Origin of the sequence: Nocardia sp. NPDC060259 (assembly GCF_042728775.1) — a bacterium.
Taxonomy (GTDB): domain Bacteria; phylum Actinomycetota; class Actinomycetes; order Mycobacteriales; family Mycobacteriaceae; genus Nocardia.
This window is the reverse complement of record NZ_JBHXAY010000005.1, coordinates 1-15879: the sequence shown is the minus strand read 5'-3', so window position 1 is coordinate 15879 and position 15879 is coordinate 1. Positions and strand designations below refer to the sequence as shown.

At 68.9% G+C, this 15879-nt stretch carries 14 protein-coding genes; 3 read left to right on the top strand and 11 right to left on the bottom strand.

The window, feature by feature from the left end:
* The first annotated feature begins 4 nt into the window (after window positions 1–4).
* Window positions 5–1375 (top strand): glycosyltransferase, encoded by a 1371-nt coding sequence (locus ACFWF2_RS03665; protein WP_379304252.1) that lies wholly within the window; start codon window positions 5–7, stop codon window positions 1373–1375.
* Complete coding sequence (locus ACFWF2_RS03660; RefSeq protein ID WP_379304250.1) at window positions 1372–3561, top strand: glycosyltransferase family 39 protein; 2190 nt, start codon at window positions 1372–1374, stop codon at window positions 3559–3561. Before ACFWF2_RS03665 ends, ACFWF2_RS03660 begins: the two co-directional genes overlap by 4 nt.
* 187 nt (window positions 3562–3748) lie before the next feature.
* Here ACFWF2_RS03660 and ACFWF2_RS03655 read toward each other — a convergent pair whose 3' ends face one another.
* From ACFWF2_RS03655 to ACFWF2_RS03610, 10 genes are all read right to left on the bottom strand, one after another.
* Complete coding sequence (locus ACFWF2_RS03655) at window positions 3749–4528, bottom strand: SDR family oxidoreductase (protein ID WP_379304248.1); 780 nt, start codon at window positions 4526–4528, stop codon at window positions 3749–3751.
* A gap of 66 nt (window positions 4529–4594) precedes the next feature.
* Window positions 4595–5026 carry a PIN domain-containing protein gene (locus ACFWF2_RS03650; RefSeq protein ID WP_379304246.1) on the bottom strand — a complete coding sequence of 144 codons (432 nt, stop codon included), beginning with the start codon at window positions 5024–5026 and terminating at the stop codon, window positions 4595–4597.
* On the bottom strand, window positions 5017–5223 hold the full coding sequence (locus ACFWF2_RS03645) for a DUF2191 domain-containing protein (protein WP_378845476.1): 207 nt from the start codon (window positions 5221–5223) through the stop codon (window positions 5017–5019). The genes ACFWF2_RS03650 and ACFWF2_RS03645 overlap by 10 nt, the downstream gene beginning before the upstream one ends.
* 75 nt (window positions 5224–5298) lie before the next feature.
* Window positions 5299–5907, bottom strand: a complete 609-nt coding sequence (locus ACFWF2_RS03640; protein WP_379304244.1) for a TetR/AcrR family transcriptional regulator — start codon at window positions 5905–5907, stop codon at window positions 5299–5301.
* A gap of 4 nt (window positions 5908–5911) precedes the next feature.
* Complete coding sequence (locus ACFWF2_RS03635; RefSeq protein WP_379304242.1) at window positions 5912–6694, bottom strand: enoyl-CoA hydratase family protein; 783 nt, start codon at window positions 6692–6694, stop codon at window positions 5912–5914.
* A gap of 66 nt (window positions 6695–6760) precedes the next feature.
* Window positions 6761–7921, bottom strand: coding sequence for an acyl-CoA dehydrogenase family protein (locus ACFWF2_RS03630; RefSeq protein ID WP_379304240.1), 1161 nt, complete (start codon window positions 7919–7921; stop codon window positions 6761–6763).
* Complete coding sequence (locus tag ACFWF2_RS03625) at window positions 7918–9918, bottom strand: acetyl/propionyl/methylcrotonyl-CoA carboxylase subunit alpha (protein WP_379304238.1); 2001 nt, start codon at window positions 9916–9918, stop codon at window positions 7918–7920. The genes ACFWF2_RS03630 and ACFWF2_RS03625 overlap by 4 nt, the downstream gene beginning before the upstream one ends.
* A gap of 8 nt (window positions 9919–9926) precedes the next feature.
* Window positions 9927–11525: an acyl-CoA carboxylase subunit beta gene (locus tag ACFWF2_RS03620; RefSeq protein ID WP_379304236.1), complete on the bottom strand. Its 1599-nt coding sequence runs from the start codon at window positions 11523–11525 to the stop codon at window positions 9927–9929.
* On the bottom strand, window positions 11522–12748 hold the full coding sequence (locus ACFWF2_RS03615; protein WP_379304234.1) for an acyl-CoA dehydrogenase family protein: 1227 nt from the start codon (window positions 12746–12748) through the stop codon (window positions 11522–11524). Before ACFWF2_RS03615 ends, ACFWF2_RS03620 begins: the two co-directional genes overlap by 4 nt.
* A 73-nt stretch (window positions 12749–12821) precedes the next feature.
* On the bottom strand, window positions 12822–14537 hold the full coding sequence (locus ACFWF2_RS03610) for an acyclic terpene utilization AtuA family protein (RefSeq protein WP_379304232.1): 1716 nt from the start codon (window positions 14535–14537) through the stop codon (window positions 12822–12824).
* Between the two features lie 85 nt (window positions 14538–14622).
* On the opposite strand from ACFWF2_RS03610, the gene ACFWF2_RS03605 reads away from it, so the two are divergent.
* Complete coding sequence (locus tag ACFWF2_RS03605; RefSeq protein WP_189027590.1) at window positions 14623–14766, top strand: hypothetical protein; 144 nt, start codon at window positions 14623–14625, stop codon at window positions 14764–14766.
* 129 nt (window positions 14767–14895) lie between these two features.
* Here ACFWF2_RS03605 and ACFWF2_RS03600 read toward each other — a convergent pair whose 3' ends face one another.
* Window positions 14896–15657, bottom strand: coding sequence for an adenylate/guanylate cyclase domain-containing protein (locus tag ACFWF2_RS03600; protein WP_379304532.1), 762 nt, complete (start codon window positions 15655–15657; stop codon window positions 14896–14898).
* Between the last annotated feature and the right edge of the window lie 222 nt (window positions 15658–15879).

Sequence of the window (15879 nt, the reverse complement as noted above, 5' to 3'; positions counted from 1 at the left end):
TGCCATGACCCAGATCGAGGCCGAGCCACAGACCACGCAGAGCACCCGCGCGCCGGTGCTCGACGTGGTGATTCCCGTCTACAACGAAGAAACCGATCTAGGGGTGTGCGTGCGCAGGCTGCACGCCTACCTGCGCGCGGGATTCCCGTTCACCGCCCGGATCACGATCGCCGACAACGCCAGCACCGATGCCACCCTGGCCGTGGCGCAGCTGCTGGCGACCGAACTCGACGGCGTCCGGGTCCTGCACTTGGACGCCAAAGGCCGCGGGCGAGCGCTGCGCACCGCGTGGACCGGATCGGACGCGGCGGTGGTGGCGTACATGGACGTCGACCTGTCGACCGATCTGGACGCGTTGCTGCCGCTGGTCGCGCCGCTGGTGTCCGGACATTCTGATCTGGCGATCGGCACCCGGCTCGACGCGGCGGCCAGGGTGGTGCGCGGACCCAAGCGCGAGATCATCTCCCGCTGCTACAACCTGCTGCTGAAAACCACACTGCGCGCGCACTTCTCCGACGCCCAGTGCGGTTTCAAAGCCGTGCGCACCGAGGTCGCCCGTGAGCTGCTGCCGCTGGTGCGCGACGGCGAATGGTTCTTCGACACCGAACTGCTGGTCCTGGCCGAGCGCGCCGGGCTGCGCATCCACGAGGTACCCGTCGACTGGATCGACGACCCCGACAGCCGGGTCGACATCATCGACACCGCCCGCAAGGACCTGCGCGGAATCTGGCGGCTGACCAGGGCGCTGGCCACCGGCGCGCTGCCGCTGGACGACCTGCGCGCCGCCGTCGGCCGGGAACCGCTGGTGGCCGGGGTGCCGCTCGGGATGGTCGGCCAGCTGGTGCGATTCGCGATCGTCGGCGTGAGCTCGACACTGGCCTACATCGTGCTGTACCTGCTGCTGCAACCGCTGTTCGGCGGGCAGGGCGCGAATCTGGTGGCGCTGCTGGTGACCGCGGTGGGCAATACCGCGGCCAACCGGACCTTCACGTTCGGCGTGCGCGGCCGGAGGGACGCGGTGTCACACCAGTTCCAGGGCCTGGCGATCTTCGGGTTCGGGCTGGCGATCACCAGCGGTTCGCTGTTCGCCCTGCACCGCTGGGCACCCGAGGCACCCGTCGCGGTGGAACTCGGCGTCCTCGTCACCGCCAATCTCGTTGCGACACTCGCCCGTTTCGTCGGCCTGCGCTGGGTCTTCCGGCATGCGGGCTCCGACCGCGCCGTGAGCACCGCTGACGGCTCGGTCTGCCGACACTCGGCCACTGAGCCCGCTGCATGTGTCACCACCACCGGCAATCCGGCCGCCGACCGCCCAGCGACCACCACCATTGGCGTGGATTCGACACACCGCCCGGACCTGGAGGTACGTCGATGACTGCCACGATCGCGCGACCGGTATCCAGCGGCGCTGTGGCCACCGATGTGGCTCGAACACGCTGGGAATTACCGGGATTGGCGGTGTTGCTGGTTGTCACCGCCATCGCCTATCTGATCAATCTGAGCGCCAACGGGTGGGCGAACGACTTCTACGCCGCTGCCGTGCAAGCGGGTTCGCAATCGTGGGAGGCGTTCTTCTTCGGCTCCTCCGATGCGGCGAACTCGATCACCGTGGACAAACCGCCCGCCTCGCTGTGGGTGATGGAGCTGTCGGTGCGGCTGTTCGGGCTCAACAGCTGGAGCATGCTCGTACCGCAGGTGCTGCTCGGCGTCGCATCGGTCGCGGCGCTGTGGGCGGCGGTGCGGCGGACGTTCGGACCCGCCGCGGGATTGATCGCGGGCACCGTGCTCGCGGTGACTCCCGTCGCGGTGCTGATGTTCCGGTTCAACAACCCCGACGCCCTGCTGGTGCTGCTGATGACCGCGGCGGCCTGGGCGATGACCCGCGCCGTAGCCGACGGCCGGTGGCGCTGGCTGCTGCTCACCGGCGGGCTGATCGGCTTCGGCTTCCTCGCCAAGCAGTTGCAGGTGCTGCTGGTGGTGCCCGCGCTGGCGCTCACCTATCTGATCGCGGGCCCGCCCAAGCTGGGCAAGCGCATCGCGCAACTGTTCGCCGCCGGTGCGGCGATAGTCGTCGCGGCGGGCTGGTGGCTGCTGACGGTGGAACTCTGGCCTGCCGATCGGCGGCCGTGGATCGGTGGGTCGCACGAGAATTCGATCATCGAACTCACCCTCGGTTACAACGGGCTCGGCCGGTTGAACGGCAACGAGCGCGGCAGCGTCGGACCCGGCGGTGAACTCCCCGCGGGCGGCAACGGGATGTGGGGCAGCACCGGAATCACCCGGCTGTTCGAGCCGGCGCAGGGCGGTCAGATCGCCTGGCTGATCCCGGCCGCGCTGGTCGCCCTGGTCGCAGGACTCGTCCTGCGCGGACGCGCCCCGCGCACCGATCGCCGCCGCGCGACGCTGATCCTGTGGGGCGGTTGGCTACTCGTCACCGGCCTGGTGTTCAGCTACATGGCGGGGATCTTCCACCAGTACTACACGGTGGCCCTCGCCCCCGCCGTCGCCGCGCTGGTCGGCATCGGCGCCGTGTATCTGTGGGGTGCCAGGGACCGACTGTGGGTGCGCCTCACCTGCGCGCTCGCCATCGGCCTCACCACGGCGACCGCGTGGGTGTTGTTGTCACGCAGCGCTTCCTTCCAGCCAGGGCTGCGCTGGACGATCCTGGTGGTCGGCGTCCTCGCGGCCGTCGCGGTCGCCTTCCCGCTCGCGCGCAGCCAATCGGTGATCGCCGCGATCGCCGCCGCGTTCATCGGCCTCGCCGGGCCGGTCGCCTATTCGATCGACACCATCGCCACCGCGCATTCCGGTGCGATCCCGTCCGCCGGACCGAGTGCCGGTGGGATGGGTGGGATGGGTGGACCCGGCATGCGTCCCGACGGAGGCGACGGACGGATGGGCGCAGCGCCCGGCAACACCGGAACCGGCGCCACACCGCCGAACGGCTCCACCGGACAGGGCGGCCCCATGCCACCGAATGGCTCGACTACCCCGGGCAGCGGCTCCACCCCGTCGGATGGCTCCACCATCCCAGGCGGTGCCATGCCCCCGAACGGCACCACCGCGCAGGGCGGTACGGCCTCGGACGGTGCTGCCGCGCTCGGCGGCAGCACGCCGTCAGGCGGTTCGGCGAGTCAGGGAGGCGGGTCGCAGCCGGACGGTGCCATGCAGGGTGGTCGGATGGGCGGTGCAGGCGGATTGCTCAGTGGCTCACGCCCCAGCGAGCAGATCGTCACGCTGCTCGAACAGAACGGAGGCGACTACACCTGGGTCGCCGCGACGGTCGGCTCCAACAGCGCCGCCGGATACCAGCTGGCCACCGAACTGCCCGTAATGCCGATCGGCGGCTTCAACGGCAGCGATCCGTCCCCCACCCTCGAACAGTTCAAGACCTATGTCGCCGAGGGCAAGATCCACTACTTCGTAGCGGGCGGCCGGGGCGGACCCGGCGGGAACAGCGAATCGACCAGCTCGGCGATCACCGCCTGGGTGACGGCGAACTACACCGCGACCACGGTCGACGGAGTGACGCTCTACGACCTGACCCAACCGAAGTCGTAGTCACCACGAAGCTCTGGACCGGCCCGGCGCTAGCGAACAGGCCTGGTGGATCACCCCGATCCACCAGGCCTGTTCGCGTCGCCGAGTCGGCGTACCTGTTGGTCCCGCCAGTTGCGCGGCGGGCGTTGGCGGGCCGCTGGACCAGCAGTCACCCTGTGACGCAACGGTTCTCACGCAGAGGGTGCGGTCACCGACCGGACGCAACGGTCGCGGCGACCCATTCGGCGAAGGTCGGGCCTGCCAGGGTGGCGTGGGCGGAGGGCAGGAGGGTGCCGTTCTCGAACTGCTCGCGATCGGGGTTGGCATTGTCGGAGACCTCGATGACCTGGATGGCGGCGCCGCGGGCCGCGAGCAGGGTGGTGGCAGCGGCGGCCATGGTCTCCGGCTGCGGGCCCGCGATCTCGGGGAACGGAACATCTTCGGCCGGAATCGGATTCGTCGCGAGATCGACCAGCGCCTCGGCTACCGTGCGGGCGGCGACCAGCTGGGTGCGCATCCCTTGCAGGTAGGCGATCTGGCCCTGGGTACCCCACTGCACCATCACCTCGACGAGTTCGTGGAACTGAGCGGCGCGCAGAATCTGCACCGGCACAGAGCCTTTCAGCAGTTCCTGCTCGTGGGCGAGCTTGGCGGCGTTGTAGCCGGCGAGGGAACCGTCGATGCCGATGATGGAGACCACGACCAGGCGCTCCACTCCCGCCCGCTCGCCGGCGGCGTGCAGGTTGCGGGCGGAGGCGGTGAAGAACTCCGTCGCCACCTGCTGGTCGGCCGAGGGGGTGCTGGAGGCGTCGATCACGATGTCCACGCCGGTCAGCGCCTCGTCGAGGCCCGCGCCGGTCTCGATATCGACGCCGTTCGCGCGGGAGAACGCCACGACCTCGTGGCCGCGCTCGGTCAGCACGTCCACGACGTGCTTGCCCAGCCGACCGGTCGCACCCGCCACCGCGATCTTCTTCTGCTTACCCATGATCTGCTCCTTCGTCGCTTCTTTCGCGTTCACAGAGACGACGAAGCGGAGTGGCGGAGTGTGACATCAGGATTGTTCGAGGCTTCCCCGTGGCGCTACCCAGCGGTGATTGAGGTCGACGACCGAGGCGACAGTTTCGAAGTCCGCGTCGTAGTGGAAGAGAACGACGCGGTGTTCTATCGCAAGGACCGACGCGAGCAGGTCGTGGATGCCGACCGCGCGATGGCGACCCGATCGGGCGAGTTCACGCTGGATGGCGAAGGCACTCTGCCAATGTTCGTCGTTGGTGGGCAGGTACTCGAACAACGCCCGTCGGTCCGCCCTGACTTGTTCGTACTCGACCGGATTTCGTGCACTGTAGAGCACCTCCGAGTCGATGGCGGCGCAGGTCGCAACCACACCCGCCTCGATCAGCGGGATGAGTTGGGCGGCGACTTCGGAGTGACGCATCCGCGCAAGCGCGCTGGTATCGACGAGGTACCGCGCCGTTATCGCCATACTTCGTTGCGCCGATCCTTGTCGGCCATCTCTGCCATGCCGCCGTTGATCAACCATTCGACGTGGCGTGCGCGGGCAGCCGCGACCGTCGCCGACCGCAGCGCCGCCCGAACCGTGTCGGAGACACCCGAAGTCCCGAGGGCGTCCTGCGCCGACTCGAGTAGTTCGTCGTCGATCTCGATCAGTCGTTTGGTCATGCCGCAATCCCTCGATATATATTCCCCCATGCGGGGACTATATACCCGAGAACATGCAGGTCACAAGTGCTGAAATTAGGCGTTGAGGGCCGCGTGGAGGGTGGCGGCCCACTGTTCGACGATCAGTTTGCGGCGTGCGGAGTCGTCGGTGAGGACATCGGCGAGGCCGAGTCCACGGGCAAGGTCGAGGGTCGCCTGAACCAGGTGATGGTTGACCGGATCGGAGTCGTCGACCCCGAGCGCCTCGACCGCGCGACGGTGCGCGATCCGGCCGAACCGGGCCTCGAGCGGGACGATCCGCTCGCGCAGGGCCGGGTCGGCGGCGGCATGGGTCCACACCTGTAGCGCCGCTTTGAACAGCGGCGAGGTGTAGGACTCGACCAGGCCCGAGACGACCGCGCGGGTGCGGCCGACGCCCTCGGCGACCGCGCTGATGGCGGCGGCCTCGGCGGCCGACTGATCCATCCTGGTGTCGAACATGTACTCGAGCGCGCCGGTGATCAGGTCTTCTCTGGTGGGGAAATGATGCTGGGCCGCACCGCGCGACACCCCGGCCCGTTCGGCGACCACCGACACGGTGGCGGCTGCCCAGCCGGTCTCGGCCAGGCAGTCGATGGTCGCCTCGAGCAGCCGCTGCCGGGTGGCCCGGCTGCGATCCTGCTTGGGTTCGTGGGGTGTCGCCATCGGACTATTGTGCCCAGCTGGGCGGGCGCTTCTGGAAGAAGGCGGTCATGCCCTCGATCACCTCGGGGGTGCCGAAGAAGCCTGCCGAGCGCTGCGCGAGCTCCTCGGCCTCGGCGTCGAAGCGCGCGAGCAGGACCGCGTTGACCAGCTTCTTGGACTCCGCCAGACCCTGCGGCGAACCCTTGCGCAGCTCGCCACACAGGCGTTTCACCTCGGCGGCGGCATCGGCGGCCGCGACGGTGACAAGCCCGATCTCCCGCGCGGTCGCGGCGTCGAACTTCTCGCCGGTGAGGAAGTAGCGGCTCGCCGAGCGCTGGTCCAGCCGCGGCACCAGCGTGAGCGAGATCATGAACGGCGCCATCCCGATGCGCACCTCGGTGAGCGCGAAACTGCTCCCGGGTCCGGCGACGACGAGATCGCAGGCGCCGATGATGCCCATACCACCGGCGCGCACATTGCCCTCGATCTGCGCGACGACAGGCTTGGGTGAGGCGAGGATGCCGCGCAGCACGTCGATCATCACGCGGGTGCGCTGATCGGCCGCGGTCGCCGGATCGGCGGTGCTCGCCTCTTTCAGGTCGGCGCCCGCGCAGAAGGTGTCGCCGGTGTGCGCGAGCACGATGCCGCGCACGGCGGGATCGGCGTTCGCCGCGTCCAGTCCGGCCAGCAGCTCACGAACGAGCTTGGACGACAACGCATTGCGGTTGTGGGGGGAATCGAAGGTCAGCGTCGCGAACCCGTCGACGACCTCGTAGCGGACGAACGGTGCTTCCGTCACGTCACTCATCGGGACTCCTGTTCATCCGAGAGGGGTGTGGTGGTCGCCCCACCACAGGGGCGACCACCGCTGTGCCTAGTACGAGCGCGGCAGACCCAGCGAGTGCTGGGCCACGAAGTTCAGCACCATCTCGCGGCTGACCGGCGCGATGCGCGAGATGCGCGCGGCCTGCAGCATGGCCGCGAGGCCGACCTCGCGGGTCAGACCCGAACCGCCGTGGGTCTGGATCGACTGGTCGAGCGCCTTGATGCTGGCTTCCGCGGCGGCGTACTTGGCCATATTGGCCGCCTCGGCGGCGCCGAACTCGTCACCGGCGTCGTAAAGCGTCGCGGCCTTCTGCATCATCAGCTTGGCCAGTTCCAGCTCGATCTTGACCTGTGCCAGCGGATGCGAAATGCCCTGGTGCGCGCCGATCGCCGACTTCCAGACCGTGCGCTCCTTGGCGTATTCCACGGCCCGGTCGATGGCGTAGCGGCCGAGGCCGACCGCCATGGCCGCGCCCATGATGCGCTCGGGGTTCAGGCCGGCGAACAGCTGCGCGATGGCGGCGTCCTCGGAGCCGACGAGGGCATCGGCGGGCAGGCGCACATCGTCGAAGAACAGCGTGAACTGGTTGTCCGGCTCGACGATGTCCATCTCCTGGACGTTCTTCACCAGGCCGGGCGCGTCGACCGGCACGATGAACAGCGCGGGCTTGAGCTTGCCGGTCTTGTGATCCTCGGTGCGCGAGACCACCAGGATCGCCTCGGCCTGGTCGACACCGGAGATGAAGATCTTGCGGCCGTTGAGGATCCAGTCGCCGCCGTCGCGGCGGGCGGTGGTGGTGATCTGGTGCGAGTTGGAGCCCGCGTCGGGCTCGGTGATCGCGAAGACCATCTTCGACGAGCCGTCGGCCAGCTTGGTCAGCCAGGTCTGCTTCTGCGCGTCGGTGCCGTACTTGGTGATGATGGTGCCGCAGATCGCCGGGGAGACGACCATCAGCAGCAGCCCGGCGCCCTGCGCCGCCAGCTCCTCCTGCACCAGCGCCAGCTCGTACATGCCCGCGCCACCGCCGCCGAACTCCTCGGGCAGGTTCACGCCGAGGAAGCCGAGCTTGCCCGCCTCGTCCCACAGTTCGGTGAGCGGCTCGTTCTTGCGCGAGAGCGGCAGCACGTAGTCGCGGTAGTTGTACTTCGACGCCAGCGCGGCGACCGCCGCGCGCAGCGCCTTCTGCTCTTCGGTTTCGATGAAGCTCATGCCTGCTCCTGCTCCTGCTCTTGTTCCTCGACGACGGCGAGGACGGTTCCGACCTCGACCTGCTGGCCGACGGTCACATTGAGTGCACTGAGAATGCCGGTGGCCGGCGCGGCGATGGTGTGTTCCATCTTCATCGCCTCGAGCCACAGAATGGGCTGACCCTGCTGCACCTGATCGCCTTCGGCGGCACCGAGGCGGATCACGCTGCCCGGCATCGGCGCGAGCAGCGAACCGGCCGCGACCTGCTCGGAAGGATCGGTGAAGCGCGGCAGCCTGCGCACGGCCACCGGGCCGAGCGGGGAATCCACCGCGACGAGGTCGCCGTAGCGGGCGATCTCGAATTGCCTGCGCACCGGACCACGTTCGCCCGGCACCGCCAGGACGACGCGCTGCGGCGTCGCCGAGATCAGCTCCAGGCCATCGTGGCCCTCCACCGCGACGCCGGTCCGGGTGATGCGGTAGCGCACCTCGTGCGTGCCGGAGGTGCGGCTCTCGTAGGACTTGGTCTGCGGCAGCGAGGCCAGGTTGCGCCAGCCGCTCGGCGCCAGCCGGGTGTAGCGGCTCGCGGCGTGGTTGGCGGCCGAATCGGCAAGGGCCGCGGCCACGATGGACAGCGCTTCGTCGGCCTCGGAGGCCAGCGGCGCCGACAGCGCGGCCAGGTCGTGGGTGGCGAAGAAGGCGGTGTCGGTGTCACCGGCCAGGAACGCCGGGTGCCGCAGCACCCGCACGAGCAGGTCGCGGTTGGTGACCAGACCGTGGATCTTGGCCCGCTGCAACGCGGTAGCCAGCAGATGCGCCGCCTCTACGCGGGTTTCGGCGTAGGAGATCACCTTGGCCAGCATCGGGTCGTAGTGCACGCCGACCACGGAATCGTCGACGACACCGGTGTCCAGGCGAACCCCGGGCTGGTCGAGCACGGTGAATTCGCCGGTGGTGAACGGGATCTCGATCTTGTGCACCGGACCGCTCTGCGGCTGCCAATCGTGGGCCGGATCCTCGGCGTAGAGGCGGACCTCGATCGAGTGACCGCGCTGGGCGGGCTGGGCGGCGGGCAGCGGCAGGCCCGAGGCCACCTGCAATTGCAGGCGGACCAGGTCGAGGCCGGTGGTCTGCTCGGTGACCGGATGTTCCACCTGCAGACGGGTATTCATCTCCAGGAAGAAGAAGTCACCCTTCTCGTCGGCCAGGAACTCGACGGTGCCCGCACCCTCGTAGCCGATCGCCTCGGCGGCCAGCCGGGCCGCCTCGAACAGCCGATCGCGCATGCCGTCGATCTTCTCGACCAGCGGAGACGGTGCCTCCTCGACGACCTTCTGGTGACGCCGCTGGATCGAGCACTCACGCTCACCGACGGCCCAGGTCTTGCCGAAGGTATCGGACATGACCTGCACTTCGATGTGGCGGCCGGTCTCGAGATAGCGCTCGCAGAACACGGTCGGATCGCCGAAGGCAGACTCGGCCTCGCGCCGGGCGCCGGCGATCTGATCCTGGAGCTCGCTCAGCTCACGCACCACGCGCATGCCGCGACCACCACCACCGGCGGAGGCCTTGATCAGCACCGGCAGGTGCGCCTCGGTGACCTCGGCCGGGTCGAGCTCGGCGAGGACGGGGACACCGGCGGCGTCCATCATCTTCTTCGACTCGACCTTCGAGCCCATCTGCTCGATGGCAGCGACCGGCGGGCCGATCCACACGAGGCCCGCGTCGAGCACGGATCGCGCGAATTCGGCGTTCTCCGAGAGGAATCCATAGCCCGGGTGGATGGCGTCGGCACCGGCCGACAGCGCCGCCTCGATGATCAGCTCGCCGCGCAGGTAGGTCTCGGCGGGGGTGTTGCCGGGCAGTCGGATGGCGGCGTCGGCCTCGGACACGTGCGGCGCCGCGGCATCCGCGTCGGAGTACACCGCGGTGGTGCCGATGCCCATCCGGCGGCAGGTGGCGAACACGCGGCGCGCGATCTCACCACGGTTGGCAACGAGAACGTTCGTAATTGCCATGTCGCGCCTCACATTCGGAAGACGCCGAAGCCCTCGGCGCCTTGGATCGGTGCCGAATGAATGGCGGACAAGGCCATTCCCAGCACGGTGCGGGTGTCACGGGGGTCGATGATGCCGTCGTCGAAAAGCCTGCCCGACAGGAACATCGGCATCGCCTCGGCCTCGATCTGCGCCTCGACCATCGCGGCGAGACCGGCGGCGGCCTCCTCGTCGAAGGGCATGCCCTTGGCCTCGGCCGCGCCGCGCTGCACGATGGTGAGCACACCGCCCAGCTGCGCGCCGCCCATCACGGCGGACTTCGCGCTCGGCCAGGCGAACAGGAAGCGCGGGTTGAACGCGCGCCCGCACATGCCGTAGTGCCCGGCGCCGTAGGAGGCGCCGACCAGCAGCGAGATGTGCGGCACCGTGGAGTTGGCGACCGCGTTGATCATCATCGCGCCGTGCTTGATGATGCCGCCGTGCTCGTACTCCTTGCCGACCATGTAGCCGGTGGTGTTGTGCAGGAACAACAGTGGCGTGTTCTTCTTGTTCGCCAGCTGGATGAACTGGGTGGCCTTCTGCGATTCCTCGGAGAACAGCACGCCGCGCGCGTTGGCCAGGATGCCGATCGGGAAGCCGTTGATCTCGGCCCAGCCGGTGACCAGGCTCGAGCCGTAGAGCGGCTTGAACTCGTCGAAATCGGAACCGTCGACGACGCGGGCAATGACCTCGCGCGGGTCGAACGGGATCTTCAGATCCGAGGGCACGATGCCGAGCAGTTCCTCGGGATCGTAGAGCGGCGAGATGACCTCCGCGCGCGGCTCGGGCCCCTGCTTCTTCCAGTTCAGCCTGCGCACGATATTGCGGCCGATGCGGATCGCGTCCTGCTCGTCGGCGGCCATGTAGTCGGCCAGACCCGAAGTGCGGGCATGCATCTCGGCGCCACCGAGGGTCTCGTCGTCGGAGTCCTCACCGGTGGCCATCTTCACCAGCGGCGGGCCCGCCAGGAAGACCTTCGCGCCCTCCTTGACCATCACCACGTAGTCGGACATGCCGGGGATATAGGCGCCACCGGCCGTCGAGTTGCCGAAAACCAGGGAGATGGTGGGGATTCCGGCCGCCGAGGCCTGGGTGAGGTCGCGGAACATCGCGCCACCCGGGATGAAGACTTCCTTCTGCGTCGGCAGATCCGCGCCGCCGGACTCGACCAGCGAGATCACCGGAAGGCGGTTCTGCTTGACGATCTCGTTGATACGCAGGGTCTTGCGCAGCGTCCACGGGTTGGACGTGCCACCGCGCACGGTCGGATCGGGCGCGACGATCATGCACTCGACACCCTCCACGATGCCGATACCGGCGATCGTGGACGCGCCGACATGGAAGTCGCTGCCCCAGGCCGCCAGCGGGCACAGCTCGAGGAACGGCGAGTCCTCGTCGAGCAGCAGTTCGATGCGCTCACGAGCGGTGAGCTTGCCGCGCTTGTGGTGCCGGGCCACCTTCTCGGGGCCGCCACCGGCGATCGCCTTGGCGAACTCGGCCTCGACCTCGGTGAGCTTGGTGGCCATCGCCTCGGCGGCCGCGGTGTACTCCGGCGACGCGGTGTCGATGATGGAACGGAAGGTCGTCACGACTGGTACCCCAATACTTTCGACGCCAGCATGGTCAGGATCTCGTTGGTGCCGCCGCCGATGCCGATGATGCGCACATCGCGGTAGATGCGCTCCACCTCGGACTCGCGCATGTAGCCCATTCCGCCGTGCAGCTGGACCGCCTGGTTGGCGACCCATTCGGCGGTCTCGACGGCATTGTTCTTGGCGAAGCACACCTGGGCGATCAGGTTCTGATCACTGTGTTCGATGGCGCCGCTCCCGGTGCCCTGCGTGGTTACGCGCGCTGCCTCCTCCGGGCCCGTCGCTCGCGACGCGTCGACGAAGCGTTCGACCAGGGCCCGGGTGTAGGTGCGCGACACGTCGACCCGCTGGGCCATCTCGGTCAGCGTCATCTGCACCTTCTGGCGGCTGATCAGCGGGCGGCCGAAGGTCTCCCGGTCGCGGCACCACTGCACGGTGAGGTCCAGGGCGCGCTGGGCCAGCGCGTACGCCTGCACCGCGAGGCCGACCCGCTCGCTGACGAACGCGTTGGCGATCTGCGCGAAACCGGTGTTCTCGCCACCGACCAGGTTCGCCGCGGGCACCCGCACGTCGACGTAGGACAGCTCGGCGGTGTCGGAGGCCAGCCAGCCCATCTTCTCCAGCTTGCGGCTGACGGTGAAGCCCGGCGTATCGGTCGGCACGATGATCAGCGAGACACCCGCCGCGCCCGCGCCACCGGTCCGCACCGCGGTGACGACGAAGTCGGCGCGGCACCCCGAGGTGATGAAGGTCTTGGCGCCGTTGATGATGAAGTCGTCGCCGTCGCGCACCGCCGTGGTGGTGAGGTGGCCGACATCGGAGCCGCCGCCGGGTTCGGTGATGGCCAGCGAGCCGATCAGGTCACCGCGCAATGTCGGCTTGGCCCACCGCTCGATCTGGTCCTGGTTACCCGAGGCGATGATGTGCGGCAACGCGATTCCGCAGGTGAACAGCGACGCCCACAGCCCGCCGGAGGCGCCGGCGAGGTGGATCTCCTCGCCGACGATGACGGTGTCGATGATGCTGCCGCCCTCGCCACCCGCCGATTCCGGGTACTCGATGCCGAGCAGGCCGAGTTCACCGGCCTTCTTGTGCAGCTCGCGGGGCAGCGACCCCTCGCGTTCCCAGGTGTCGAGGCCGGGCAGGATCTCCCGCTCGACGAACCCACGCACGCTGGCGCGCAGCTCTTTTCGTTCCGGCGTGTCCCAAACAGACGTCATGCTGCTGTCTCCTGTCGCATGATCGGGCGCCCTCCGTGGTTACGCTCCGCTGCCGCCTCCGGGCGCTGACCGATCATGCGAGCAGCTCCGTCGGCATATCGATGTGGCGGGAGCGCAGCCATTCGCCGAGCCCCTTGGCCTGCGGGTCGAAACGCGCCTGGTAGGCGACGCCCTTGCCGAGCAGGCCGGAAATGATGAAGTTGACGGCCCGCAGGTTCGGCAGCACGTGCCGGGTGACGGTCAGGTCGGCCGTCTCGGGCAGCAGTTCCCGCAGCTTCTCGACCGTGAGCGTGTGCACCAGCCAGCGCCACTGCTCGTCGGTGCGCACCCAGACGCCGATGTTGGCGTCGCCACCCTTGTCGCCGCTGCGGGCGAGAGCGATGGTGCCGAGCGGGACGCGGGTGGTTTCCGACGGCGGCGGGTCGACGGGCAGTTCCGGCTCGGAGACCGGTTCGAGCACAGCCGTTTCCGCCGCGGGCTCGATGGCGACGCGGGTGCCGTCGGCCAGGACCGCGGTGTGCGGCACCTCGTGCGCGTCGACGAAGCCCGGCGTGAAGACGCCGTAGGGCGCGCCGTTGCCTGGCAGCGTGGTGAAGGTCGCGCCCGGGTAGCTGGCCAGCGCCAATTCCACGGCGACACTGGAGAATCCGCGGCCGACCTTGTTCGGATCGGGATCGCGCACCACACAGCGCAGCAGCGCGCTGGCCTGCTCCTCGGTGTCGGCGTCGGGACGGTCGAGCCGGGCCAGCGTCCAGGACAGCTCGGCGGGCTTGGCGGGCAGCCAGGCTTCCAGCTGTCGTCGCGCCAGTGCGGCTTTGGCCTCGATGTCGAGTCCGGTGAGGATGAACTCCATCTCGTTGCGGAAGCCGCCGAGGGTGTTGAGCGAGACCTTGAGCTGCGGCGGCGGCGCCTCACCGGTGACACCGCTGATCAGCACCCGGTCCTTGCCCTCCTGGCTGAGGGTGATGCTGTCCAGGCGGGTGGTGACGTCGGGGCCCGCGTAGCGCGCGCTCTGGATCTCGTACATGAGCTGGGCTTCGACGGTGTCGACGGTGACCGCGCCGCCGGTGCCGTCGTGCTTGGTGATGACGCTCGACCCGTCGCGGCGGATCTCGGCGATCGGGAAGCCGGGGCGGCCGATGTCACCGAGTTCGGTGAAGAAGGCGAAGTTGCCGCCGGTGGCCTGGGTGCTGCACTCGATCACGTGACCCGCGACGACGGCGCCCGCCAGAGCGTCGTAATCGGTTCGGCCCCAGCCGAAGTGGGCCGCCGCGGGACCGACGATCACCGAGGCGTCGGTGACCCGGCCGGTGACGACGATGTCGGCGCCGGAGTTCAGGCATTCGACGATGCCCCACGCGCCGAGGTAGGCGTTGGCGGTGAGCGGCTGACCGAGGCCGAGCTCGCCCGCGCGGGCGACCAGGTCGTCACCCTCGACGTGCGCGATCTTGGCGTCGAGGCCGAGGTCGGCGGCGACCTTGCGCAGCCGCTCGGCCAGCCCGGCCGGGTTCAGGCCACCCGCGTTGGTGACGATCTGGACGTTCTTCTCCAGCGCGAGGGCGAGACAGTCCTCGATCTGCTTCACGAACGTCTTGGCGTAGCCGAGGCTGGGATCCTTCATCCGGTCGCGGCCGAGGATCAGCATGGTGAGCTCGGCGAGGTAGTCGCCGGTCAGCACGTCGAGCTGCCCGCCCTCCAGCATCTCGCGCATCGCGCTGAGCCGGTCGCCGTAGAAGCCGGAACAGTTGCCGATCCGGATCAGGTCCGGGTCCGCCGAGAGTGCACTCATGAACCCCAGGATCACACCGGTTCAGAAAAAAAGCAAGCATGCGTGCTTGTTAATTGCGGGCAATCGACCAGGCAAGATGGAACCCATGTCATCGGTCCTCCTCTTCGCCCTGGCCGGATTCCTGCTCGGCGGCGCCTACACGACCTGGAAGAACAACCGCGCGATGTCGATCGCCCTGATCGCCGCCGCCGTGCTCGCCGCGGTCGGCGCGGTGCTCTGGTTGCAGTAGCCAAGGTTTTCGAAAGCCCCGGGCAAGGCGAGCGCAGTTAGCTCTGGGACCGCGCTGACAGCCAGGCCCACCCCCACCCAGCAGGCCTGGCGCGCCTACCAGCGCGAACAGCAGCGGGGCTGAGGCAGGCTACACGCTGAGTTTGAAGATCCGGACGTCCTCGGGGACGCCGTTGAGCGGGGCGGCCCAGAAATTGCGTTTGTAGGGCTTGACGGTGGCGCCCAGTTCGGCGAGGGTTTCCGGGCGCAGGGCGGCCAGGGTGGTGCTGGAGAGCATCATGTTGCCGTTGCCGCCTGCCTCCATCATGCGGGCGGCGATATTGACGTCGACGCCCAGCCAGTCGCCACCGATCTCGCGGGGGGAGCCGGTGTGCAGGCCGACGCGCATGCGGGGCTTGTAGCCGTCGATCTCGACCCCGGCCAGATTGCGGCGGGCGGCGATCGCGGCGCGGACCGCGCGGTCGGGGGACGAAAATACCGCCATCAGGCCGTCGCCCATGCGTTTGACCACCTGACCGCCACGCTCGGCGATCGGCGGCTCGATGGCCTTGGCGACCTTGCGCAGCAGTTCCAGAGTGCGTTCGTCACCCGCGGCGAGCGACCAGCTCGAGAACGACACCAGGTCGGTGAACACGATGGTCACCTCCTCGGTGCCACGGCCACGACCGATCCGCTCCAGCGCGGCCTGCCAGACCTGCAGCGCGCCGAACCCGATCTCCCTGCCCACGCTCGGGCTGCCGCCGACGAACCTGTCCGCCGCCCTGGCCACCGCGCGAGCGCCACCGGGGCCTGACACCGACAGCGGATCGCCGAACGCCGGGTCACCGGGGAGCTGATGGCGGGCCTTGCGCACCGCGCCGATCACATCGGCGCGACGGTTGGCGGCCTGCAATTTCGACGAGATCTGGGCGCGCCGCCGACCGGATCGCGCCCCGGCGTCGTCGGCTTCCGCCTGCGACGCATCGGACTGCCCACTCCCGGTGGGCTCCAACGGGATCACCACCTCCGCAGCAGCGTCGCGCTGCCGCGGATCCACCCCGCCAGAAGGCGTTTCACTCACGCCTCGAGGGTATATCACCGAACGACGACCGCCGGTCCGCTGCTTGTGTGCAGC

Coding starts and splice junctions, on each gene's coding strand:
- ACFWF2_RS03665 (WP_379304252.1), top strand. CDS start 5: ATGACCCAGATCGAGGCCGAGCCACAGACCACGCAGAGCACCCGCGCG.
- ACFWF2_RS03660 (WP_379304250.1), top strand. CDS start 1,372: ATGACTGCCACGATCGCGCGACCGGTATCCAGCGGCGCTGTGGCCACC.
- ACFWF2_RS03655 (WP_379304248.1), bottom strand. CDS start 4,528: ATGGGTAAGCAGAAGAAGATCGCGGTGGCGGGTGCGACCGGTCGGCTG.
- ACFWF2_RS03650 (WP_379304246.1), bottom strand. CDS start 5,026: ATGGCGATAACGGCGCGGTACCTCGTCGATACCAGCGCGCTTGCGCGG.
- ACFWF2_RS03645 (WP_378845476.1), bottom strand. CDS start 5,223: ATGACCAAACGACTGATCGAGATCGACGACGAACTACTCGAGTCGGCG.
- ACFWF2_RS03640 (WP_379304244.1), bottom strand. CDS start 5,907: ATGGCGACACCCCACGAACCCAAGCAGGATCGCAGCCGGGCCACCCGG.
- ACFWF2_RS03635 (WP_379304242.1), bottom strand. CDS start 6,694: ATGAGTGACGTGACGGAAGCACCGTTCGTCCGCTACGAGGTCGTCGAC.
- ACFWF2_RS03630 (WP_379304240.1), bottom strand. CDS start 7,921: ATGAGCTTCATCGAAACCGAAGAGCAGAAGGCGCTGCGCGCGGCGGTC.
- ACFWF2_RS03625 (WP_379304238.1), bottom strand. CDS start 9,918: ATGGCAATTACGAACGTTCTCGTTGCCAACCGTGGTGAGATCGCGCGC.
- ACFWF2_RS03615 (WP_379304234.1), bottom strand. CDS start 12,748: ATGACGTCTGTTTGGGACACGCCGGAACGAAAAGAGCTGCGCGCCAGC.
- ACFWF2_RS03610 (WP_379304232.1), bottom strand. CDS start 14,537: ATGAGTGCACTCTCGGCGGACCCGGACCTGATCCGGATCGGCAACTGT.
- ACFWF2_RS03605 (WP_189027590.1), top strand. CDS start 14,623: ATGTCATCGGTCCTCCTCTTCGCCCTGGCCGGATTCCTGCTCGGCGGC.